This is a genomic window from Rhodococcus sp. DMF-1 (genome assembly GCF_021441945.1).
Classification (GTDB): Bacteria; Actinomycetota; Actinomycetes; order Mycobacteriales; family Mycobacteriaceae; genus Rhodococcus; species Rhodococcus ruber.
Genome location: NZ_CP090442.1, coordinates 5,065,184 through 5,086,460 on the forward strand (window position 1 = coordinate 5,065,184; position 21,277 = coordinate 5,086,460).

The following is a 21,277-nucleotide window of genomic DNA, read 5'->3' on the forward strand; positions in this document are numbered from 1 at the left end:
GATCACTCCCAGCGCAGGCACTCGCTGTGCTCGAGCCGCGGAAGCCGCTCGAACCACGGGTTCTCACCGGGGTGTCCGATGTTGACGACCAGCAGCGACCGCCACTGCCCGTCGGGGAAGAAGTCCGCATCGAGGGCGGCGGCGTCGAAGCCGCTCATCGGCCCGGCCGCGAGACCGCGAGCCCGCACGGCGAGGATGAAGTAGCCGGCCTGTAGCGCCGCGTTCAGCTGGGCGGTGGCCGACCGGACTGCCTCGTTCGATTCGTAGAGCTGCCCGAGTTCGGGCTTGAACGGCAGCAGGGTGCCCATATGGTCGTGGAACCGGGTGTCCACGGCGAGAATCGCCGTGGCCGGAGCCGAAGCGGTCTTGGCCTTGTTGCCGTCGTTCATGTGGGTGACCAGACGATCGCGCCCGGATTCCTTGCGAACGAACACTGTTCGCAGCGGTTGGGTGTTCGCCCCCGTCGGTGCCCACCGCGCCAACTCCCAGATCTCGGTGAGCTGGTCGTCGGACACCGGGATGGGTGCGAAGGAGTTCGCGGTCCGCGCCGCGGTGAACAACGCCTCGAGTGCCCGTTCTTCGACAGGCTCGAGCCGGTGGGGTGCAGGGTTCTCTACGGTGTCGGTCACGGCAGTCCTCACTGATGTCGTGTCTGGCGAGAGCGGTGAAAGGCGTTGGCGTAGTCGATGTACCAGTCCAAGGCATCGGTATCGGCGACGGTGGCCCGGTTCAGTGCACTCTCCGGCGACGCCCCTTGGATGAGCTTCTTGATCGGCACCTCGAGGCGCTTGCCGGTGCGGGTGGTGGGTACGGCCGGGACGTCGATGATCTCGTCGGGTACGTGACGCGGTGAAACCTCGGTGCGGATGGTGGTGCGGATCTTGTCGACGAGAGCGTCGTCGAGGTCGTGACCGTCGTGGAGCACGACGAACAGGGGCATGTGGTAGCCGCCGTCGGGGAGTTCGGCGCCGATGACCAGGGCGTCGGCGATCTCGGGGAGGGCTTCGACAGCCTGGTAGATGTCGGCCGAGCCCATCCGCACACCGCCGCGGTTGATGGTCGAATCGGAGCGGCCGTGGATCCGGCAGCTGCCGTGGCCGGTGATGGTGATCCAGTCGCCGTGCCGCCACACTCCGGGGAAGGTGTCGAAGTACGCGTCGTGGTAGCGGTGACCGTCGGGGTCGTTCCAGAAGTAGATCGGCATCGACGGCATCGGCGCGGTGATGACCATCTCCCCGACCTCGTCGGTGACCGGCTCTCCGTCGGCATTCCAGGCCTCGACTGCGACACCGAGGCACGGCCCCTGCAGCTCGCCCGTGTACACCGGCTGGAGGGGATTGGCGCCGACGAACGCGGTGGCCACATCCGTCCCTCCGCTGTCGGAACCGAGGTGCACATCGGACGCGACCGCCTCGTACACCCAGGTCCAGGTGGACTCGGGCAGCGGGGAGCCGGTGCTCATGATCGACCGCAGCGAGCCGAGGTCGACGTCCGCACCCGGGGTGGCGCCGGCCTTCTCGCACAAGGTCAGGTAGGCGGCTCCGGTGCCGAAACGGGTGACGCGTTCCTTCCCGCAGATACGGAACAGGGTGTCCGGGCCGTCGGCGGTGGGGCTGCCGTCGTAGGTGACGATCGTCGCGCCGGTGACCATGGCGTCGACGAGCATGTTCCACACCACCCACGCGGTGCTGGCGGCGATGAACACCCGATCGGTGGGGCCGAGGTCGTAGTGCAGCGCGTTGGCCTTGAGGGATTCGAGCAGGATGCCGCCGTGCGAGTGCACGATGCCCTTGGGCAGTCCGGTGGTGCCGGAGCTGTAGAGAATCCACAGGGGATGGTCGAACGGCACCTGCTCGTACCGGGGCTCCGCGTCCCCGGTGATCAGCTCGGCGAAATCGAGGACACCGTCGGGAAGCGGTGTCGTGCTGTCGAGGGTGCGGACCAGGACGGTGTGCGCGACGGTGGGCAGCTGGGTCTGCAGCTCGGCGAGCAGGGCACGGCGGTCGACGGTCTTGTGGTTGAACCGGTAGCCGTCGACGCCGATGAGCACGGTCGGTTCGATCTGGGTGAACCGGTCCAGCAGTCCCTTGAGACCGAAGTCCGGGGCGCAGCACGACCACACCGCGCCGACGCTGGCCGCGGCGAGCACCGCGACCACCGTCGGCGCGATGTTCGGCAGCACCGCCGCGATCCGGTCGCCGGGACGCACCCCCATGGCGCGGAACTGTGCGGCGAGATTGGCGACCTGGGACACCAGCTGGGCCCGCCCGATCTCGGATCGGTGGCCGTTCTCGTCGAGCGAGACGATTGCCGGGCCGTCGGCGTCGATGTGCCGTAGCAGGTTCTCCGCCCAGTTCAGCCGCGCCCCGGGGAACCACTGCGCTCCGGGCATCCGAGGCTCGGCCAGGGCCACCGAGCCCGGGTTCGAGGCCGACACGTCGAAGTACTCCCAGATCGAGGACCAGAACCCGTCGAGGTCGGTGATCGACCAGTGCCACAGCGACCGGTAATCGGTGGTGCGCACGTTCTTTTCGGTGGCGAGCCAGCGCTGGTACCGCGACATCCGGCAGGTGGCGACCCGCTCGGCAGCGGGAGACCACAACAGTTCGGGCTCGGGACCGGACATCGGTGGGGGTTTCCTTTCGACTGGTCTGCCACCCCGGCGACCGACCGAGCATGCGCTGGTGAGTGCGCGGGGAGTCGGTCGCCGGGACGGCGTCGATTCAGCGGGACAGGAGGGTGCCGACGGTGCGGGCGAGCTCGTCGGCAGGATCGGTGACGCGTTCGGCGCTGCGCCAGGCGACGTGGTTGTCGGGGCGGACCAGGATCGCGCCGTCTTCTGCGATCTCGCGCAGTTCGTTCCATCGGCCGGTGGGATCGGTGTAGTCGGCGCCGTCGGCGATCGTGACGACCTTGATACGGATCCCGAACTTCTTCTCGACCGTGTCGGCCGCGGTCACCCAGGCCTCGCTCTCGGCGCCGGTGACGAGCGCGAAGGCGGTGTCGGTGCCGGTGAGGTCGTGGGTGGAGACCCGGCGGCCGTGGTGCTCGATCCAGGCGTGGGGAAGTCGGTGGCCGGGGCGGGTGGTGGGGAAGTACACGCTGCCCATCGGGTCCCGCGGCGGAGCGTCGCTGCCGTCGGGCACCAGGGCGCCGTCCTGGTAGGCGAAGCCGATCTCGAGGTCGTGCGCCTGGAACTCGGTGCGCTGGGTGTTGGAGACCTCGAACGCCCGCGCCCGGCGGGTTTCGCCCATCGGGGTGTCGGAGAAGAAGTCGCGGAACACCTGGGTGCGAACCTCGAGAGGCTGATCGGGGCTCAGCCCGAGGCCGGCGTCGATGACCATGTGGTTGAGGAAGGTGAACATGGCCCAGTCGACGTTGCGCATGCCCACCGGGCGCCGTTCCGGTTCGTAGGTGTCGAGCAGCGCGGGGGAGGCGTCCCCCCGCAGGACGGCGGCGAGTTTCCACACCAGGTTGTGGGCGTCCTGGATGGCGGTGTTGAGCCCGAGACCGGTGGTCGGGGGGTGCCGGTGGGCGGCGTCCCCGGCGAGGAAGATCCGGCCGACCTGGTACTTGTCGGCGAGGACCCCTTCGAGGATCCAGTGGCTGACCTTGTGCACCTGCGGTTCGAGGTCGGGCAGCTCGAGCAGTTCCCGCAGCCGGGGCACGATCGCCTCTTCGTCGAAGCGGTTGGGATCGTCCGGACGGAAGGTGAAGTGGATGACGAACTCTTCCGAATGCTTGCCCCAGGTCGGTCCCATCGCGGCCATGGCGCCGCTGTGCCACGAGCCGGCCCCTTCCGGGTTGACCAGCCAGGTGATCAGCACGTCGTCTTCCCAGTACTGCGACAGATCCGCGGTGAAATGGGTGCTGACCATGTCCAGGATCCCGGTCGGGCCTTCCAGCGTCACCCCCAGTTCGGGTCCGACGGTCTTGCCGCCGTCCGCGGCGACCAGGTACTGGGCGTGGACGGTGTAGGTCTGCTGCGTGTCCCGGTCGAGGATGACCGCATCGACGCCGTCGTCGTCCTGGGTGAACGAGACCAGTTCCCGGTGGAAGTGGATCGAGCCCGGTGCGCGCTGCTCGGCGTGCGCGCGCAGCAGCGGCTCGAGCCGCACCTGCGGGTAGTTGCTCGACAGGCACGGGCTGTCGTCGGCGTACTTGTTCTCGAGGCCCCCGCCTCCGAAGGAGTCGAGGGTGAACAGGGTGCGGCCGTCGAGTTCGCCGTCGCCGCCCAGGGAGGTCACCCAGCGGGTCTTGCCCATGTTCTTCGGCGGCGTGCCGACCTCGTAGATCGAGTCCGCGACGCCGTACTGCCGGAGCACCTCCATGGTGCGCTGGTTGAGGTAGTGCGCCTTCGGCAGCGGCGAGGTGCCGGTGTGCCGCTCGACGAGATGGTGGTCGATGCCGTGCTCGGACAGCAGGATCGAGGTGGTCAGGCCGCAGCCGCCGCCGCCGACGACGAGTACGGGAACGGTGATGTCAGACATGGTGCGTGCTCCTGGAAACTGTGGTGAGAGGGTGGGGGCGGCCGGTGGCGACGAAGCGGTGGCGCATCTCGCCGATACCCTCGGCGCGGCTGACGAGTTCGTCGTCGGTGCCGATGAGCCGTTTGGGCTCGCGGGTGAAGCCGATGCCCGCGGGGGTGCCGGTGAAGATCAGATCGCCGGGACGCAGCGGCACGATCGACGACAGGTAGGACACCAGGACCGGGATCGGGAAGATCAGATGCCGGGTGCGGGACTTCTGCATGAGTTCACCCGAGAGCACGGTGCTCACCTCGAGGTCGTCACGATCGGCGAACTCGTCGGGGGTGACCAGCACGGGGCCGATCGGCGCGAAGCCGGTGAAGGACTTGCCGAGGGCGAACTGCTGCGGCGGCGGTCCGGACAACTGCAACTCGCGTTCGGAGAGGTCCTGACCGAGGGTGAGGCCGGCGACGTGGTCCCAGCCCTGCGAGACGGGAACGTGGCGGGCTTCCTTACCGATGACCGCGACGAGTTCGACCTCGAAGTCCACCGAGCCGCCGGGGTGTTCGATGGTGTCGTACGGTCCGGTGATCGCGGCGGGGAACTTCGTGAACACGAAGGGCGCATCCGGGAGTTCGAGGCCGGATTCCTCGACGTGATCGGCGTAGTTCACGCCGACGGCGAAGATCTGGCCCGGCCGGGGAACCGGAGCGTGCAGCTCCGATTCGATCACCGAAGCAGCATCCGAGAAGTCCACTGTCCGGGCCCACGAGACGAACTCGTCCCAGCGCTCGAAGATCTGCTGGGGATCAGCGGAGAAGCGCCCGGCGCTGGCGGTTTCGACGTCGACGCCGCGTCCGTCCGCGACGAGGGTGAGCCGGCCGGATTGATTTGCCACACGCATGAGAACGAATCCTTCGAGAGACGATCGAGTGTCGGTATCGGTAGAGACCGTCGGGTCAGCTGGTGAGCGCGACCATCGGATCGGGCAGATGGGGGCTGGTCTCGAGAGCCCAGGCATGGGTGGTGATCTCCGAGACCGGGGTGCCCATCGCGAGCGCCTCACGCATCAACTCGGGGACGAACGACACACCGACGGGGTTGTTGCCGTATTCCGGCCCGTGCATGTACTCGGTCGCCTCCTCCGGGGTGGCGAAGTTGTCGATCTGCAGTTCGACGAAATTTCCGTCCGGGTCCTGGTAGTACAGCGACGTGGTCACCCCGTGCTGGATCGGCACCTTCGGTTCGATCCCCTCGGCCTTGAGTCTGTCGTAGCGGTCGAGCAGATCCTGCAGGGTGTCGAAGGTGTAGGCGGTGTGGTGCATGCCGGCGGCTCCGGGGTTGCGCGGCGCCAGTTCGACGGGGGCGCCGAGCAGAGCAACGCGGTGATGCTCCTCGTCGAAGGTGATGAAGCACAGGCCGTGGCCCTCGTAGACCACGTGAGCGTCGAGGACGGTGCAGTACCAGTCCCGCATCTCGTCGAAACGACTGGTCTGCAGCACAACGTGAGCGAACTTCGGTGTGGAGGTCATCGGTGTCTCCTTCGGAGCTGAACGTGGTCGTCGGTGCGAGACCTCGGGCGAATCCGGGCGGACCGCCACGGGGGCCGCTCCGGGCAACAGCGTGCTCAGGACGGGAACGCTGCCGTCTGGGGAAGCGACGGCGCTGCCGGGACGGGTTCGTGGTGTGGTCTCTGCCATGTGATCTGTTGCACAATTCCATCCGATGTCGCCTTGTGCGGCTACGGGCTGGAAGCCAAGAAATCCGGACAGAGTTGGTCTGGAGCCCAATAGAGTCGTGTGCTCACCGTACTCGGCCCGGATCGGAAGGATGCCGAAGTGCCGCATTGGACATATGAGCTCTCGGGAGCACGTGCACCCCAGCCCGAGGGCGAGTGGCTGAGCCCGGATGCCGAGCGCGTCAGGGAGGCTCTCGGGGACGGGGCGGTGACCTGGGCGGTCGAGGTCGGTCAGGACATCGCCGCCAGGATTGCCCGGAAGATTCCGGCCCTGGCGGACGAGGCGGCTGTCATGGTGGCCATCCGTCGAGCCACCACCTCCACCGCACTGCGCGCACTGATGATGGTGGCCGGTCTCGGCGAGTCCGACACGACGCTGGCGAGTGCCGAGGTCGACGAGATCGCCCGGGACTTCGCCCGACGAGGTATGGAGCTCGACGACCTGCTGCGTACCATTCGCGTGGGGTACGCCGTCCTGGCCGCGGCCTTTCTCGACGCGGCGACTCTCTTGCTTCCGCCCACGGAGAGCAGTGCCGAACTCCGGCGGATCTCGGTGTTGCTCTTCGAGGTGCACGACGACTTCACGGCCGGGGCGGCCTCCGCTTTCATCGCAGAGCAAAGCGTCTGGGCCGCGGGGGTGTCTGCGGCCCGATTCGATCTGGTGAACCAGATCCTGGGAGCCGAGGATGTCGATCGGGTCCACGCCGAGAAGGTTCTCGGCTATCCGCTCGCCGGCCCCCACATTGCGCTCGTCGCGTGGGGCGGACCGCACTCCACCCAGGATCTGCGCACCGTCGTCGACACCGTCCTGCGGGAGCGAGGCACCGCGTCGGCCTCGTTGGTACTACCGGTCGGGCTCCAGACGGTATGGGCGTGGGGAACCGTGCGCCCCGGGAGTTCGCCGCACCGGGGTGCCCTCCCCATGTTCGACGACGTGTTCGTCACGGTAGGGGAGACGGGGGTCGGGGTGGAGGGCTTCCGTCGAAGCCATGCCGAAGCCAAGGCGGTCGAACGGCTGATCCGCCTTCACCCGGGCCGGGGTCCCTGCACCGTGGCCCACGAACACGTCGCACTCGAGGTGTTGCTCCTGTCGGATCCGGACGCGGCAGACCAGTTCGCGTCGCGGCTGCTGGGCCCGCTCGCGCAGCGCGAACCTCGCATGGCGGAGCTTCGGTCGACGCTGCGCCGCTATCTCGACATGGATCACAGTCTGTCCAAGGTGGCTGCGGCAGAGCATATCTCGAAGAACACGGTGACCTATCGCGTGCACAAGGCGTTGAATCTGTGTGGTCATTCGGGGGAGACGACCACCGATCTGCGTGCCGCGCTCCGCATTCACGAGTGGCTTCGCGGAGATCCGCTCGCCCGAGAGTAGCGCTCGGCAGTACCGGCATCCTGCGTCTGCAGTTTGGTCTGGAAACCAAGGTTGGTGCGCAACCTTAGGCTGCGCACCAATGCGCAAGGCGCAACCCGTGCGGTCTACTTGTGTCCTAGAACACAGCCGGCCACCGTGGTGAGAGCAGTCGAAGCGGGTCCCGGCGCCCCATCCTCCAGACCCGCGGCATGTCCCGCGGTCGATCGAAGGACACGTCCGTTGACTTCGCTCCAGGAAACTTTCAAGAACGTGATGGCGCACGTAGCCACCCCCGTCGCCGTCGCAACCTCCATGAACGGCGGGCTGCCCGTCGGCACCACCGTCAGCGCCTTCCTCTCGCTGTCGATGAACCCTCCGATGGTCCTCGTCTCCCTCGACCGGGGGTCCGAAACCCTCGAACTCGTCACCGAGTCGCGCAGGTTCGGCCTGAACATCCTGTCCAGTGACCAACACAGCGCCGCCCTGAAATTCGCCACCAAGAACGGCCTCGGCAAGTTCCACGGGGTTCGCTGGGACATCGACCACGACCTGCCCCGGATCACCGGTGCGGCCGGATGGGTAGCTTGCACCGTCGAACGGATCCTCGAAGGCGGCGACCACATGATCGTGCTGGGCAATGTCGTCGCCGCCGAGCAGCACGACAGCGACCCCCTCACCTATCACCGCCGCACCTTCGGCACCCACTGCGCGCTGGAAATGGTGTAACCGGACAGTTCCGGTCGGCAGCGTCTATCGCTTCTGTCCCTGTTCCCCAGCGCCGAACACCCTCGAGGAGAGGAAAGTCATGACCGCCTCCGTTGCATACGCCGCTGACCCGCGGACCCTGTGGTCGACTGCAGCCGAGGGCATGCGCGCCCTGGCGCGAGGCGAACTGATCATCCTGCGGCACGGTGCTCGTCTCGTGCTCGTCGGGTGTGCAGGCACCGTGACCACCGAGCAGATGGCCTTCGTCATTCGACACAGCACGGGATTCGTCCAAGTGGCCCTCCACGAGCGGGACTGCGACCGGCTCGGTCTGCCCGAAGCCACTCCGAGTTCGCGCGCGCCGTCGGCATGCGCATACGGCCAATGTGTTGCCGTCGACGCTTCGGCCGGAGTCACCACCGGCATCTCCGGGGCAGATCGGGCTCGCACCGCCCGGGTGCTCGCGGATCCGCGCTCGAGCGTCGACGACCTCAGCAGGCCCGGGCATCTCGTCCCCGTCCGGGTGGATCCGCGTGTCCTGTGCGAGCGACGAACGGTCGCCGCCTGCGCGCTTGCGCTGACCGATCTGGCACGGCCGGAATACTCCGGTGCGGTCTTCGCCGAACTCGACGGCATCGGCGACCCGGTGAACACCGCAGGTCCCCACGACGCCGAAGCACTGGCCGACAGCTACGGCCTCACCCTCGTAGCACCCGACGAGTATCACGAACGCTCACACTGACCACCGCCTTCGTCCGAATCCATTCCGATCCAGTCGATTTCGCGCACCCGAGGTGTGCGGTGCCGGAGTGGGTCAGCTCTCTGCGATCAATTCGACCACCCATCCCGAAGCGAGGAAACCATGGACATCACCGCCGATCAACTGATGAGCCGCGTCAACGACCTGGTGCCGGTCTTGGCCGAACGCGCCCAGAAAACCGAGGAGAACCGGGCGCCGCTCGACGAGACGATCACCGACCTGATCGACTCGGGGATCCTGGCGACGCTGACACCGAAAGCGTACGGCGGGCTCGAGCTCGGTCTCGATGTCGCAGCGGACATCGTTCGCGCCATCAGCGCCGTGTGCCCGTCGACGGGGTGGGTCACGTCCTTCTACATCGGCGCGGCATGGCGGGTGAACATCTTCACCGAGCAGGCACAGCGAGAGATGTTCGCGGACAAGCCCTACACCCTCACCGCCGGCACTGCCGCTCCACTGCGCGGAGTGCAGAAGGTCGAGGGCGGCTACCGGATCACCGGTCAGACCGCCTGGAACTCCGGCTCCGCTCACGCCGAATGGTTCACCTTCGCCGGCGTTTCCCTCGAGGAGGGTCGCCCGCCGGCGCCTCTGTGGTTCCTCGTTCCTCGCAGTGAGGTCGAGATCCACGACACCTGGTACATCTCCGGCATGGCCGGGACCGCCAGCAACGACGTCTCCGTCGAGGACGTGTTCGTCCCCGACTACCGGACCGGTCCGTTCGACCTCGCCCTCGCCGGCGCGGCGCCGGGCATGCTGCTCCACGACAACCCGATGTACCACCTGCCGTTCCTGCCCTTCGCGATGGCGGAGGTGACGCCCGTCGTCGTCGGGGCCATGCGGGGAGCGACGAACGCCTTCATCGACCGCACCCGTCAGCGGCAGGGAACATTGAGCCAGGAGAAGGCTGCCGGCAAGCAGGCCGCCCAGATGCGGCTCGGCCGTGCCCTTGCCGCGGCGGACGCCGCCGAGACTCTCCTGCACGCCTTCTTCGAACGCCTCACCGCACAGCGTCCCGAGCAGTCGGATCCGCAGGATCGGGCCGAAATGAAACTGAAGGCGGCGTACATGACCGACCTGTGCCGCAATGCGCTCAACGACATCGTGCGCGGCATCGGCGGCGACGGATTCCGCACCGCCTCACCGATCCAGCGCTTCCATCGTGACCTCAGCGTCCTGGCGGTGCATGCCTTCCTCGACATCGACACCGCGTCGGAAACGATGGGTCGCTTCACCCTCGACCTCCCCGTCGCCGACCCGCTGCTCTGACACACCCGGATCGGACTCCGACATGCCCTCCAGGTGCGCGACGTACGAGCACCTCCACCGCAACGGAAGTGAACGCCATGACCTCGGACACGACCTCCCCCGATGCCACCGCCCTCGAGATCACCCGTAGCCTTCTCCATGCTGCCGACACCGACATCGCCCGATTCTTCGGCTACTTCTCCACGGACTGCCACTTCCGCATGGGGAACAACGACCCGGTCGAAGGAAGCGAGGCGATCCAGCAGTGGGTGGCGTCCTACCTGGGATCGGTCGCCGGAATGCAGCACGTCATCCTCGAACAGTGGTGCGCCGGCAACGTCACCGCCCTGCGCGTGGACGTCACGTACACGATGAACGACGGCACCACGTTCACCCTTCCTGCGGTCACCCGCACCCGCATCGAGGACGGGAAGGTGACCGAGTACCTGATCTTCATGGATCCCAGCCCGGTCGTCGCCGCGCGCTGACACCGGGAGGCGGCTGCCGCCGCGGACCTACCGGTGGCAGCCACCCGACTCGGTGACGCCACCTCGCCCCACCCTGCGCATCCCCCACCCTGCGCATCCCCCACGCCCGGTCGTACTCCACGGCCGCGTACGGGCGGAACACCTCGAAAGGAATCGTCATGAGCCATCCCACAAGTCGCGAGCCGGAACAGGATTCGGTGCGCCCCGGGCGGTCGTCGACGGACGTCGCTGCGGCGATCGATGTGTCGTCGCGGCGACCGGTGGTGATTTCCGGCGCGGGCCCGGTGGGGATGATCCTCGCGCTCGAGCTCAGCCTGCACGGGATCCGCAGCACCTTGGTCGAACAGGCTCCGCAGACGACCCGCTTTCCGAAGATGGACCTGACGAATGCGCGCAGCATGGAGCTTCTCGACCGGCTCGGTCTCGTCGACGACATCCGTTCGGTCGGCGTCGCCCCGGAGCACTCGCACGATGTCGTCTTCTGCACCTCGATGGCAGGCCGGCAGGTGGGCCGCTGGAAGTACCCCGGCGTCGACGAGATGTCCGAGTGGATCGCGTCCAGGAACGACGGCACCACACCGGCGCACGCCTGGCAGCGGGTCACCCAGATCGAGGTCGAGAAGCTGCTCATGCGCCGCTGTCTCGCGGACGAGAACATCGAGGTGCTCCGGCCCTGGCGCGTCACCGCCGTCACCCAGGACGACGGCGGTGCCCGGATCGAGATCACCTCCTCGGTCGACGGCACTGTCCACACACTCGCGGCGGACTACGTCGTCGGATGTGACGGCGCCGCCTCGGTCGTGCGGCGCGCCATGGGGCTGACCATGGAGGGCGAGCGCGGCGTCATCACGTTCTGCCAGGTGCATTTCAAGTCCCGGGATCTCGAAACCCTGCACGCGCACGGCCAGTTCTGGCACACCTTCTTCGTCGGCGGCGGAGTCGGCGCGATCATCGCCCAGGACGAACGCGACACGTGGACGCTGCAGACCAGCGCCATCACCGACGGTGTGCGGACCGAAGACATCGACAAGCAGGAACTGCTGGACGCGGTCTGCGGCCGGCACCTCGACGTCGACGAGGTCCTGCAGAGCAGTGTGTGGCACGCGAACGTACTCGTCGCCGACCGGTACCGCCTCGGTCGGCTGTTCGTCGCCGGCGACGCCGCCCACGAGGTCATCCCCACCGGCGGATACGGACTGAACACCGGCATCGCCGACGCCGTCAACCTCGGATGGAAGCTCGCCGCAGTCCTCCAGGGATACGGCGGCAACGACCTTCTCGACAGCTACGAAACCGAGCGCCGACCGGTTGCCGTCATGGCCCGGGACTGGTCGTTCCGCCATCTCGGCGTCCACGTCGAAGCCCAGCAGCTCGTCGACCGCGAACTCGTCGAAGCCGACACCATCGAAGCAGACGAGCACCGGCACGCCCTGGAGGAGTACTTCGCTTCCCACACCGGTGAGCACGAGAGCTTCGGCGTGGAAATGGGGTATGTGTACGCCTCGCCGGTGATCGTCCGGGACGACCGTGCGGTTCCCGACAACGACGGTTCGACCTACATCCCCACCACTCTTCCCGGCGCACGCGCACCGCACGTGCGGCTGCCGGACGGCCGGTCCATGCTCGACGCCTACCGCGACACGTTCACCATCGTCAGCTTCGTCGGCGAGGACGCCGCGACGGAACTGGTCGATGCTGCAGCCGCGGCGAACATGCCCATTCAGGTTCTCGCCGTGGACGACGCCACGGTGCGCGCCGTCTACGAGGCCGATCTCGTACTCGTGCGGCCGGACGGTCACGTGGCGTGGCGCGGAAACAGCATCCCCGAGGATGTGTCCGTGCTGATCGGGGCGGTCACCGGTCGAGTGGACACTTCCGCGTGCTTGGCCACTACTTCCGGTCGAGGACCACAGTTTCCGTGATCGGGGACCGTCCCTGGGTCGACGCCGTGACGTCGGCGAACTCGTCGGCGAGGTAGGCGCTGCTGCCGACGAGCATGATGAGCGCACCCGCGATCCACGCGGTCCAGGCTGCTCCGTCGCCGGCGAACTGTCCGATCCAGGGCGAGATGAACAGGATCAGGCCGACGACGGACAGGGACCAGTGGTCCTTGGTGGGGTCGCGGGCGATCAGCGACCACAGGGCGTAGATCGCGGCGATGGCCCCCAGTCCGAGGGTGACGCCGGAGCCGACGGCGGTGGTGTCAAACCACACCGACGCGGTCATGGTGGCGATGCCCAGGATCAGGGCGATCGTTCCGGCGAGCGAGTTGGAGATCTTCATGTGCGCACCTCTCTTCGAATCGCTACATGTTGCGTAGCTACATATAGTGTAGCGACGTTGTAGGATGATCGTCGAAGTCGGGACGGCGGACGGAGTGATGCATGCGGTCAGGTGAGGGCCATGCGGTCGGGTGAGGACACTGCGACGCCGGAAGAACGCATCGCCGATGCCGTGCTCGAACTGCTCCGGCGCAAGGGGCCTAGGGCGGTGACGATCGAGGCCGTGGCCGCACACACGGGCATGGCCCGCACCACCATCTACCGTCGCTACCGCGACCGGGACGAGATGCTCACCGCGGTGATGGAACCGATCGCGCAACCGTCGCCTCCCGCACCGGATGCCACCGCGCAGCAGGTGCTGACGTGGCTGACCGAGCAGTCCCTGCGTTCGGTCGACGGCGGTGTGGGCTTCGGGGGTCTCGCCGCGCTGGTGACCGATGCGGATCCCGCGTTCACCGATCTCATCCGCTCGGTGCTCGTGCGACACCGCCGCACCTTGACGGAGGTCGTGCGGCGCCACATCGCCCGGGGGACCGTGCGGACCGACCTCGACGTCGAGACCTTCCTCGACTGCATCGTCGGCGCCTACTTCGCGGAACGGGCGCGCAGTGGCGGCATCGCCGCCGACTGGAACGAACGGGTCGCGCAGACGTTGCTGCCCGCGTTCGTCCGGCCGTGAGGCGGCCTGGAACGAGCGAATGTGCCCTTCAGCCGACAGAAGGGCACATTCGCTCGGTTGCAGGCAACGGGCGCTACTCGAACATGCGGTAGACCGCCTCGACGACGACGGCGGGCCGCTCGCTGCCCTCGAGTTCGATCAGGCCGTCGATGGTGATCTGGACGCCGCCCTTCGGCAGCTTCTCGAACGACTTCAGCGTCGCATCGAGGCGGACCTTGCCGCCGGCGGGCACGGGACTGGTGAAGCGGACCTTGTTCAGGCCGTAGTTGACGGCCATGGTGACACTGTCGACCTTCAGGACCTCGCTCCACATCGGGATGATCAGGGAGAGCGTCAGGTAACCGTGGGCGATGGGACCGCCGAACGGGCTCTCCTTCTTCGCCCGCTCGACGTCGAGGTGGATCCACTGATGATCGTCGGTGGCGTCGGCGAAGGTCTGGATCCGGTCCTGCTCGATCGCCATCCACGAGCTGACGCCGAGCGGTTGCCCGACGAGTGCCTCGAGGTCGGCCAGGGTGGCGACGTGGGTGATGGAGGTGGCGGGGACGGTCATGGGGCCTCCTGTGCTCAGCGCTTGATGCCGAGAACGCGCAGTGCGTTCTGCTTGAAGATCATCGGTGCGATGTCGGGTTTGATGTCGAGAGTGGCGAAATCGTTGCGCCATCGATCCACTTGGATGACGGGGAAGTCGGAGCCGAACAGCACCTTGTGGCGCAGCATCGTGTTCGAGGCCTTGACCAGTTGCGGCGGGAAGTACTTGGGGGACCAGCCGGAGAGGTCGATGTAGACGTTGGCCTTGTGGGTGGCGATGGAGATCTGCGCGTCGACCCACGGTACCGCGGGATGGGCCATGACGATGGTCAGGTCGGGGAAGTCGGCGGCGACGTCGTCGAGCAGCATGGGGTCGGAGTAGCGCAGCTTGATGCCGTGCCCGCCGGGCAGTCCGGCGCCGATGCCGGTCTGGCCGGTGTGGAACAGGGCGGGCACGCCGGCCTCGACGAGGGCCTCGTAGAGGGGGTAGAACTGCCGGTCGTTCGGCTCGAAGCCCTGCATGCTGGGGTGGAACTTGAAGCCCTTGACGCCGTACTCGTCGACCAGGCGGCGCGCCCGTTTCACAGCGGCCTTGCCCTGCAACGGGTCGACGGAGCCGAAGGGGATGAGCACGTCGTTGTGGGTGGTGGCGAGCTCGGCGATCTCCTCGACCGAGTTGGGGGCGTGGCCGGTGGCGGACCGGGCATCGACGGTGAACACGACGGCGGCCATGTTCCGCTGCCGGTAGTGCTCGGCGATGGAGTCGATGGTGGGGGTGCGTTCCTCACCGGACTTGAAGTACTTCTCCGAGGCGGCCATCAGTTCGTCGTCCATGGAGCGGTGTCCGCAGCCGTCGATCTCGACGTGGGTGTGGATGTCGATCGCCTCGATCGCCTCGAAGTCGATCCCGTATTCGTAGCGGCTCACTTGGCGAGCACCTCCTCGGGGAATTCCTCGCCGACGGACTCGACGCGGTCGGCGAACACGATGGGCCACTGCGCGGCCACGTCGTCGGCGGAGAAGCCGCCGTCGTGGAAGGCGGTGGCGGTCAGCTGCGGATGCGACCACAGCGCCAGGCGGTCGCCGCCGACGGAGAACGCCTGCCCGGTGATGTCGGCGGCGTCGTCGGAGGCGAGGAAGGCGATCAGGCCGGCGACGTCCTGCGGGGTGCCCATGCCGACCTCGCGGCGGATCACCGCGGGCAGCTCGCCGGTCTGCTTCATCTGCTCGATGTAGGGCGCGAAGATCGGCACGGTCTCGGTCATCGCGGTGACGGCGACGGGGCACACCGCGTTGGCGGTGATCCCGGCGCGCTGCAGTTCCATCGCCCAGGTGCGGACCATCCCGACCACCGCGGCCTTGGCGCCGGAGTAGTTGGTCTGCCCGAAGTTGCCGCGCTGCCCGGCCGGGGATCCGATGGCGATGATGCGCCCGCCCTCGCCCTGCTCACGGAAGCGCAGTACGGCCTCGCGCACGCACGTGAAGGTGCCGCGCAAGTGCACGTCGATCACGGCGTCGAAGTCGTCGTCGGTCATCTTCCACAGCACCTTGTCACGCAGGATGCCCGCATTGGTCACCATCACGTCGAGGCGGCCGAAGTGCTCGACCGCGGCGGCGACGAGTTTTCGAGCCGTCTCGGTGGGACCGACGGGGGCGACGACGGCGACGGCGCGTCCGCCCGCGGCGGTGATCGTCGCGACGGCGGCATCGGCGGTGCCCCGGTCGACGTCGTTGATCACGACCGCGGCGCCGTGACGTGCCAGCTCGGCGGCGTAGGCGAGGCCGAGGCCCTGCCCGCTACCGGTGACGACGGCGACTTTGTTGCTGAGGTCCACGAGATCCTCCGTTGCTCGAGCTGATGAACTCCCAATCACATAGGAACATCTACTATTGAGAATGTCAACGATTGAGGAACTGTTATCCTGAGGGTCGCGACGAAAGGCTCTCGGAATGGAACGTCGACGCGTCCTCGAGGACGACCTGGGATTTCTGCTGACGCGTGCCAGTGCGATGGTGGTGCGATCGGTGAACGAGGCTCTCGCCCCACTCGGGCTGCGGGTGCGCCCCTACACGGTGCTCTCCCTCGCGTGCGACGAACCCTCCGGTGTGGCGCAGCGCCGCATCGCCGCGGACATGGGACTCGACCCCAGCCAGATCGTCGCGATCGTCGACGAACTCGAGAACCGGAATCTGGTCGCCCGCACCGCCGACCCGGGCGACCGGCGCAACAAACTCGTCGTCGCCACCGACGAGGGACGAAAGCTGTGCGACGAAGCGCGCCGGCTCAGCGAGGAGGTGTCGGACCGGCACTTCGCCGGCGTGGACCCGGCTCTTCTCGCCGAAATGCGCACTGTGCTCGGCCGCATGGTTTTTCCCGAGTCGGTGAACGCCGCCCGCTGACCGCGCGCTCGTCCACGGGCGCGGTCGGGGCGTCCGGGGTGTGGAGTTGTCGACCCATCGAGGGTCGGCAGGGTATCGGCAGCCTGACGAGCTGGCTGAGGTGAGGGCCGGGTGCGGTGGCGTAGGGCAGACCGGCCTCGGCGCAGTCGAGCCGAAATCGGTCGAGCACGTCCACGCTGCCGTCGGAACAGCGGGTAGCCGGCCTCGAGCAGTCGGAGGTGCCGAAACCGGTGCCGACGGCACAGCCGCGAACCGGACCGTTCAGGCCGGCGGTGTCGAACGCAGCGACGGAGTCGAAGTAGTGGTCACAGGCCCTCCGTCGCGACGAGGTGCTCGACGACGCGGCGCAGTCGCCCGCGGTCGATCTTGCTGTTGTGCCGCGGGTCGGTCGGTAGCGCGGTGGACAGGTGCACCGGGGTGGGCCGTGGCAAGTGCAGCCGCTGGGCGAGGATTGCCATGGTGCCGAGGTCGACGGCGCGAGGATCCTCGTCGTGGGGAAAGACGTAGAACAGGCGGTCGAGATCCTCGAGATACACCACTGCGCTGAGCAGGAACCCGGTGACCATGTTCCACATCTGTTCGAGCGCATCGGGATGGATCGGGCCGTGTGGGGAGTCGACGACGTCCTTTCTGCGGCACAGGTACCACACCAGACCCGAGGAGTCGATGTAGCCGAAATCGCCTGTGCGGTGCCATATCTCACCGGTTCGCGTATCGCGCAGTTTGGCGGTGCGCACGGCGTCGTCGCGGTGGAAGTAGGTGGTGCTCACCCGAGCGCCGGAAACGACGATCTCGCCGGTCCTGTCGGCAGGGAGGCCGTCGAGCGCTACGTCGAAGTGCGGCCCCTCGAACTGCGATTCGACGACAGCGACGTCCATGTCCGCGGGCGGCCGCCCGAGCGGGGTGCCCATGCCGGTCCAGGTTCCGAGCTTCGAACGGTACACGTGCTCGTCGGCGCCGATCAGGGTGATCGGCATCAACACTTCGGTGCTCGCATACGGCACCACGACCTCGGCCGGGGCGAGCCTGTCCTGCATGCGTTCGACCAGCCGGGCGCCGATGGCCGACCCCGCGGTGGCCACCCGTCGCAACGCCGGGGCGGGCAGGTGATGCTGATCCATATGGGTGATCAGGCGATGCCACACCAGTGGCGAAGCGAACAGGTAGTCGCTGCCGGAGACGGCCAGCTGCTGGTAGAACGCGGCGACGTCGAGGCGAGCGGGTTGGACGGTGGCCAGGTCCGGCAACACCACGCGTCGGCCCATGGCCACGGCCACCAGAGCCAGGTGTGGAAACAGGCAGAACTCGGAGGAGATCTCGTCGCTGCGGTAGTAGCGCATCTGCGAGGCGAGCTCGCGCGAGGTCCACGGCACTCCCTTGGGGATGCCCGTGGTTCCGCTGGTGTAGAGCAGCAGCACGGTATCGGCGATGTCCCACTGCATTTCGCTCCGACTCGGGTCGGGCAGAACCGTACCGAGACGAGCGCTGTCGAAGCCGGTGCTCGTCGGGGTGCAGACGATGCCGTCGTAGAGATCCGCTCCGGGGCAGGGCAGTTCGGAGACCCACACCGGCGCATCGAGGTCGGCAAGGCACGCGGCCAGCGTGTCGGGGGGCTGGTTGGGGTCGAGGAACGCGGGGACTGCTCCTACCAGGAATGCGCCGTAGCAGTATGCGATCAGCTCGACGCTCAGCGGCAGCGTCACCACCACGTTGTCGCCTGGCCGTACGCCCAGCTGGTGCAGGTGTGTCCGTGCGGACTCGGCCGCGTGCTGGATGTCGGAAAAAGAGTGCTGCGATGACGAGCGCAGATCGGTCACCGCGATCCGATCGGGGCGCTCGACGCATGAAGTGGCCAGCCCGTCCAGCAGTGCATGTCCGGACGTGACGACGGTGTGGCGAGAATGCATGACCCCCCTTGATGGAACCGAACTTGCACAACGACGTGATGCACGGGGGAGACTGCTCGTGAAACCGTCCAGTTCCCGAATGCTCGTTCGGACGCCTCGAATGTCGTATCCCCCCGGAACCCCACCCGCGCAAGATGGTACGGTGCGGAGAATGCGAATGTCTGCCGGATGAAAGTGATCTCCGCCACGGGGTGTCCCGGCGCCACTTCTGCAAGCGCCTGTGATCCCTGAGCGAACGGGACGACAACGCTCGCCCTGCATCGTGGTCCGCGGGGGCACTGGCGCTCGGGGAGCGACTCGGTCACGATCGACAGGTGGACCGCGCCGCCAGACTCACGCTCGCCGTCGAACGACAGGACGATTGCTGCCTGTGGTGTGGCCGACGGTTCGGACCGTTGATTCCGCCGACCACCGAACATCTCGTGCCACGAGTCAAGGGCGGTCCCAGCATCGCGGCCAACGAGGCCGCCGCGTGCCGGCGGTGCAACGCCGACCGCGGTCACCGGGGTCCGGTCGAGTGGCTCGCCGAGTGCCGGAACCGGCGCGGCTGGGCCCCGCAGGCGAGCCTGCTCGCGACGCTCCTGAACGCGCTGGACCTCGAACTCGCCAGCGCGGGTGGGCATCGCCGCGCCCGGCGATACCTGGCCGGCCAGCTGCGACGCTGCCGGAGCAACTGCTGAGGCGTGCGGACAGATCGTCGGGAAGGATACGGGCGGCGCTCAGTCCAGAATCTCCTTGAGATAGGCGGTGATCATGGCCGTCAGCTGGTCCGCGACCACCTCCGGCTCGATCGGTGGCTGATCGAGCACGTAACCGACCGCGACGTTCTCGACGGTGCGGACGAGCATCCACGCGATGGCGTCGGGATGCTCGATCCGGCGCCGGCCGGGATTGAAGCGCAGCCACATGGCCAGCAGCGCGTCGATGCGGTGCTCGAACGCGACCAGCCGGCTGTCCGGCGTGCGGGGGAGTTGCTCGACGAGCACGCGCAGCAGCCGGGGGTTCTCGCCGAGTGCCTCGAGGAGTACGCGCATGTTGGTCCGCACCGATTCGGTCCAGGTGGGGGCGTCGAGCGCATCGGTGAACACGTGCGAAATGCGAGCCTGAACCTCCTCGGTCCACCGGTCGACGACTTCGGCCACGATGGCGTCCTTGCCGGGGAAGTACTGGTACAGCGAGCCGGGGCTGATACCGGCGGCGGCGGCGATCCGGTTGGTGGAGGCGCCCTCGTATCCGTGGGTGAGCAGGACCTCCCGGCCGGCGGTCACGATGCGCTCGACCATCGCCTGGGAGCGGCGTTGCCGTGGCACCCGGCGCAGCCGGCTCTGCTCCGCCGGCCTCATCGGCGCCCCCCGGACGCGAATTGAACGCGAGTATTTGCTCGTGTCAGCATCGGCTCATGGTGGCACACGAGATTCGACAGGACGCGCAGGCGGCCCGTTACCCGCGCCGGTACGCGGGCATCCGGCCCAGGAACCAGCGCATCGGACGCCCGCTGCGCGCCTACGCGCGGATCGGCGCCGTCGACGAGGAACTGCTCGATCGGATCGGCCGCCGGATGTTCGCCCGGGACGAGGTGGGCGCCGATCTGGTGCGCGCGATGCGCCGCCCCCGGACGGACGCCGAACGGGTGAGCATGGCGCAGTTCCATCGGGCGCTCGAGCACGGCATCGACGCGGTGCCGGAGGCCCCGGAGGCGCTGCGACGGTTCTTCGCCGTGGTCGACGACGTCCCGGAGTGGGTGGACTTCGACCTGCTGGAGAAGGGCGCCCGGGCCTTTCGCAGGATGGGCCGCAGCCGCATCGACGTGCTGCTCCAGTTGTCGCTCATCGGTGGCTATCGGTTCGGCGGGCCGCCGGATCTGCTCGTCGAGACCGGGGGCCTGACCGGCTCGACCGCAATGCGGCGCCTCGGCGAAACGCAGAAATGGGGAACCGCGGTCGGCGAGCCAGGCGGGATGCGCAGGAACGGTGAGGGATTCAAGCTCACCGTGCACGTGCGCGCGATGCATGCGCTGATCAACCACCAGTTCGAGACCAACGGCCGATGGGACGTCGAGCGCTGGGGTCTGCCGATCAACCAGACCGACCAGGCGGCAACTCTCGGGTTGTTCAACGGCACGCTGTTGCTCGGCATGCGGGCACTCGGGTACTTCGTCACCCGTGAGGAGTCGCGGGCGGTGATGCACCTGTGGAAGTACGTCGGATGGCTCATGGGAATCGACGAGGACTGGCTGTTCGACACCGAACGCGAGCAGCACGTGTTCAACTACCACGTGCTGCTGGTGCAGGACGACGTCACGCCCGCGGGTGCCGCGTTGTCCGGGGCCCTCGTGGAGGGCCAGCGGACCCTCGACCACGGCAGGTTCGGGGACGTGCGCGGCCGGTACGAGCGGCAGCGCCTGCTGAGTATGCTTCGGTACTTCCTCGGCACGCAGAGCCTGCGGGAGCTGGATCTGCCCGTCACCTCGGCCTGGGCCGTTCCTCCGGTGCTGGTCAAGAACGTCGTCGCCTCCACGGTGGTGGCCCGCACACGCACCGGCAGGCGGTTCCTCGAGCGGGCCGGCGACCGGGCCGCCCGGCGCGAACTCGCCTCGAAGTTCGGGGCGTCGAGGCCGGCCGTCGGCGCGCTGCCCGGCTGAGCGTCCGCCCCTCGGAAGCCGGAACGGTCGCGTCGTCGCGGTCGGCTAGGCTTGTTCCGGCAAGCCGGACCGCCGGTC

General features: G+C 67.7%; 21 protein-coding genes. 10 read left to right on the top strand and 11 right to left on the bottom strand.

The features are described 5' to 3' along the window. Positions 1–2: 2 nt before the first annotated feature. The 5 genes from LZP97_RS23210 to LZP97_RS23230 form a co-directional block, all read right to left on the bottom strand. On the bottom strand, positions 3–629 hold the full coding sequence (locus LZP97_RS23210; protein ID WP_017681849.1) for a malonic semialdehyde reductase: 627 nt from the start codon (positions 627–629) through the stop codon (positions 3–5). Between the two features lie 8 nt (positions 630–637). Beyond that, on the bottom strand, positions 638–2,626 hold the full coding sequence (locus LZP97_RS23215) for an acetoacetate--CoA ligase (RefSeq protein WP_048773653.1): 1,989 nt from the start codon (positions 2,624–2,626) through the stop codon (positions 638–640). 97 nt (positions 2,627–2,723) lie between these two features. Further along, positions 2,724–4,490 (bottom strand): FAD-dependent oxidoreductase, encoded by a 1,767-nt coding sequence (locus LZP97_RS23220; protein ID WP_048773655.1) that lies wholly within the window; start codon positions 4,488–4,490, stop codon positions 2,724–2,726. Further along, positions 4,483–5,373, bottom strand: a complete 891-nt coding sequence (locus tag LZP97_RS23225; RefSeq protein WP_048773657.1) for a fumarylacetoacetate hydrolase family protein — start codon at positions 5,371–5,373, stop codon at positions 4,483–4,485. Before LZP97_RS23225 ends, LZP97_RS23220 begins: the two co-directional genes overlap by 8 nt. 55 nt (positions 5,374–5,428) lie before the next feature. Next, positions 5,429–6,001, bottom strand: a complete 573-nt coding sequence (locus LZP97_RS23230; protein WP_017681853.1) for a VOC family protein — start codon at positions 5,999–6,001, stop codon at positions 5,429–5,431. A gap of 306 nt (positions 6,002–6,307) precedes the next feature. Between LZP97_RS23230 and LZP97_RS23235 the strand changes: the two genes are divergently transcribed. From LZP97_RS23235 to LZP97_RS23260, 6 genes are all read left to right on the top strand, one after another. Then, positions 6,308–7,582: a PucR family transcriptional regulator gene (locus LZP97_RS23235; RefSeq protein WP_048773689.1), complete on the top strand. Its 1,275-nt coding sequence runs from the start codon at positions 6,308–6,310 to the stop codon at positions 7,580–7,582. A 252-nt stretch (positions 7,583–7,834) separates the two neighbouring features. Then, complete coding sequence (locus LZP97_RS23240) at positions 7,835–8,287, top strand: flavin reductase family protein (protein WP_017681855.1); 453 nt, start codon at positions 7,835–7,837, stop codon at positions 8,285–8,287. A gap of 79 nt (positions 8,288–8,366) precedes the next feature. Beyond that, a complete protein-coding gene (locus LZP97_RS23245) occupies positions 8,367–9,008 on the top strand; it encodes a 3,4-dihydroxy-2-butanone-4-phosphate synthase (protein ID WP_017681856.1) in 642 nt (213 codons plus the stop codon). Positions 9,009–9,128: 120 nt separating this feature from the next. Continuing rightward, a complete protein-coding gene (locus LZP97_RS23250) occupies positions 9,129–10,292 on the top strand; it encodes an acyl-CoA dehydrogenase family protein (RefSeq protein WP_048773658.1) in 1,164 nt (387 codons plus the stop codon). Positions 10,293–10,369: 77 nt separating this feature from the next. Further along, positions 10,370–10,759, top strand: a complete 390-nt coding sequence (locus tag LZP97_RS23255; protein ID WP_017681858.1) for a nuclear transport factor 2 family protein — start codon at positions 10,370–10,372, stop codon at positions 10,757–10,759. Between the two features lie 158 nt (positions 10,760–10,917). Next, a complete protein-coding gene (locus LZP97_RS23260) occupies positions 10,918–12,681 on the top strand; it encodes an FAD-dependent monooxygenase (RefSeq protein WP_048773660.1) in 1,764 nt (587 codons plus the stop codon). Here the strand turns inward: LZP97_RS23260 and LZP97_RS23265 are convergent. Next, positions 12,650–13,042: an SPW repeat domain-containing protein gene (locus LZP97_RS23265; RefSeq protein WP_048773661.1), complete on the bottom strand. Its 393-nt coding sequence runs from the start codon at positions 13,040–13,042 to the stop codon at positions 12,650–12,652. The genes LZP97_RS23260 and LZP97_RS23265 overlap by 32 nt on opposite strands. Positions 13,043–13,162: 120 nt before the next feature. Between LZP97_RS23265 and LZP97_RS23270 the strand changes: the two genes are divergently transcribed. Further along, on the top strand, positions 13,163–13,720 hold the full coding sequence (locus LZP97_RS23270) for a TetR/AcrR family transcriptional regulator (RefSeq protein ID WP_048773662.1): 558 nt from the start codon (positions 13,163–13,165) through the stop codon (positions 13,718–13,720). A gap of 73 nt (positions 13,721–13,793) precedes the next feature. On the opposite strand, the gene LZP97_RS23275 is transcribed toward LZP97_RS23270, so the two are convergent. The 3 genes from LZP97_RS23275 to couN are packed head-to-tail and all read right to left on the bottom strand — an operon-like array spanning position 13,794 to position 16,086. Further along, positions 13,794–14,273, bottom strand: a complete 480-nt coding sequence (locus LZP97_RS23275) for a MaoC family dehydratase (protein ID WP_010594963.1) — start codon at positions 14,271–14,273, stop codon at positions 13,794–13,796. Positions 14,274–14,287: 14 nt separating this feature from the next. Beyond that, positions 14,288–15,178, bottom strand: a complete 891-nt coding sequence (gene couO / locus LZP97_RS23280) for a 4-hydroxyphenyl-beta-ketoacyl-CoA hydrolase (RefSeq protein WP_048773664.1) — start codon at positions 15,176–15,178, stop codon at positions 14,288–14,290. Further along, on the bottom strand, positions 15,175–16,086 hold the full coding sequence (gene couN / locus LZP97_RS23285; protein ID WP_010594965.1) for a 4-hydroxyphenyl-beta-hydroxyacyl-CoA dehydrogenase: 912 nt from the start codon (positions 16,084–16,086) through the stop codon (positions 15,175–15,177). Before couN ends, couO begins: the two co-directional genes overlap by 4 nt. Before the next feature lie 115 nt (positions 16,087–16,201). On the opposite strand from couN, the gene LZP97_RS23290 reads away from it, so the two are divergent. After that, positions 16,202–16,651, top strand: coding sequence for a MarR family winged helix-turn-helix transcriptional regulator (locus tag LZP97_RS23290; protein WP_010594966.1), 450 nt, complete (start codon positions 16,202–16,204; stop codon positions 16,649–16,651). A 305-nt stretch (positions 16,652–16,956) separates the two neighbouring features. On the opposite strand, the gene LZP97_RS23295 is transcribed toward LZP97_RS23290, so the two are convergent. Continuing rightward, positions 16,957–18,558 (bottom strand): AMP-binding protein, encoded by a 1,602-nt coding sequence (locus LZP97_RS23295; RefSeq protein WP_048773665.1) that lies wholly within the window; start codon positions 18,556–18,558, stop codon positions 16,957–16,959. Between the two features lie 314 nt (positions 18,559–18,872). Here LZP97_RS23295 and LZP97_RS23300 point away from each other — a divergent pair, with 314 nt between their 5' ends. Beyond that, positions 18,873–19,238, top strand: coding sequence for an HNH endonuclease (locus tag LZP97_RS23300; RefSeq protein ID WP_010594968.1), 366 nt, complete (start codon positions 18,873–18,875; stop codon positions 19,236–19,238). A gap of 39 nt (positions 19,239–19,277) precedes the next feature. Here LZP97_RS23300 and LZP97_RS23305 read toward each other — a convergent pair whose 3' ends face one another. Further along, positions 19,278–19,841 carry a TetR/AcrR family transcriptional regulator gene (locus LZP97_RS23305; RefSeq protein WP_010594969.1) on the bottom strand — a complete coding sequence of 188 codons (564 nt, stop codon included), beginning with the start codon at positions 19,839–19,841 and terminating at the stop codon, positions 19,278–19,280. Positions 19,842–19,957: 116 nt separating this feature from the next. Between LZP97_RS23305 and LZP97_RS23310 the strand changes: the two genes are divergently transcribed. Beyond that, positions 19,958–21,199 carry an oxygenase MpaB family protein gene (locus LZP97_RS23310; RefSeq protein ID WP_040273621.1) on the top strand — a complete coding sequence of 414 codons (1,242 nt, stop codon included), beginning with the start codon at positions 19,958–19,960 and terminating at the stop codon, positions 21,197–21,199. Positions 21,200–21,277: the final 78 nt, after the last annotated feature.

What these genes read in the sequence shown, in the direction of transcription:
- LZP97_RS23215 (WP_048773653.1), bottom strand. Translation starts at nt 2,626, where the DNA reads ATGTCCGGTCCCGAGCCCGAACTGTTGTGGTCTCCCGCTGCCGAGCGG.
- LZP97_RS23220 (WP_048773655.1), bottom strand. Translation starts at nt 4,490, where the DNA reads ATGTCTGACATCACCGTTCCCGTACTCGTCGTCGGCGGCGGCGGCTGC.
- LZP97_RS23225 (WP_048773657.1), bottom strand. Translation starts at nt 5,373, where the DNA reads ATGCGTGTGGCAAATCAATCCGGCCGGCTCACCCTCGTCGCGGACGGA.
- LZP97_RS23230 (WP_017681853.1), bottom strand. Translation starts at nt 6,001, where the DNA reads ATGACCTCCACACCGAAGTTCGCTCACGTTGTGCTGCAGACCAGTCGT.
- LZP97_RS23240 (WP_017681855.1), top strand. Translation starts at nt 7,835, where the DNA reads ATGGCGCACGTAGCCACCCCCGTCGCCGTCGCAACCTCCATGAACGGC.
- LZP97_RS23245 (WP_017681856.1), top strand. Translation starts at nt 8,367, where the DNA reads ATGACCGCCTCCGTTGCATACGCCGCTGACCCGCGGACCCTGTGGTCG.
- LZP97_RS23250 (WP_048773658.1), top strand. Translation starts at nt 9,129, where the DNA reads ATGGACATCACCGCCGATCAACTGATGAGCCGCGTCAACGACCTGGTG.
- LZP97_RS23255 (WP_017681858.1), top strand. Translation starts at nt 10,370, where the DNA reads ATGACCTCGGACACGACCTCCCCCGATGCCACCGCCCTCGAGATCACC.
- LZP97_RS23260 (WP_048773660.1), top strand. Translation starts at nt 10,918, where the DNA reads ATGAGCCATCCCACAAGTCGCGAGCCGGAACAGGATTCGGTGCGCCCC.
- LZP97_RS23265 (WP_048773661.1), bottom strand. Translation starts at nt 13,042, where the DNA reads ATGAAGATCTCCAACTCGCTCGCCGGAACGATCGCCCTGATCCTGGGC.
- LZP97_RS23270 (WP_048773662.1), top strand. Translation starts at nt 13,163, where the DNA reads ATGCGGTCGGGTGAGGACACTGCGACGCCGGAAGAACGCATCGCCGAT.
- LZP97_RS23275 (WP_010594963.1), bottom strand. Translation starts at nt 14,273, where the DNA reads ATGACCGTCCCCGCCACCTCCATCACCCACGTCGCCACCCTGGCCGAC.
- LZP97_RS23290 (WP_010594966.1), top strand. Translation starts at nt 16,202, where the DNA reads ATGGAACGTCGACGCGTCCTCGAGGACGACCTGGGATTTCTGCTGACG.
- LZP97_RS23295 (WP_048773665.1), bottom strand. Translation starts at nt 18,558, where the DNA reads ATGCATTCTCGCCACACCGTCGTCACGTCCGGACATGCACTGCTGGAC.
- LZP97_RS23305 (WP_010594969.1), bottom strand. Translation starts at nt 19,841, where the DNA reads ATGGTCGAGCGCATCGTGACCGCCGGCCGGGAGGTCCTGCTCACCCAC.
- LZP97_RS23310 (WP_040273621.1), top strand. Translation starts at nt 19,958, where the DNA reads ATGGTGGCACACGAGATTCGACAGGACGCGCAGGCGGCCCGTTACCCG.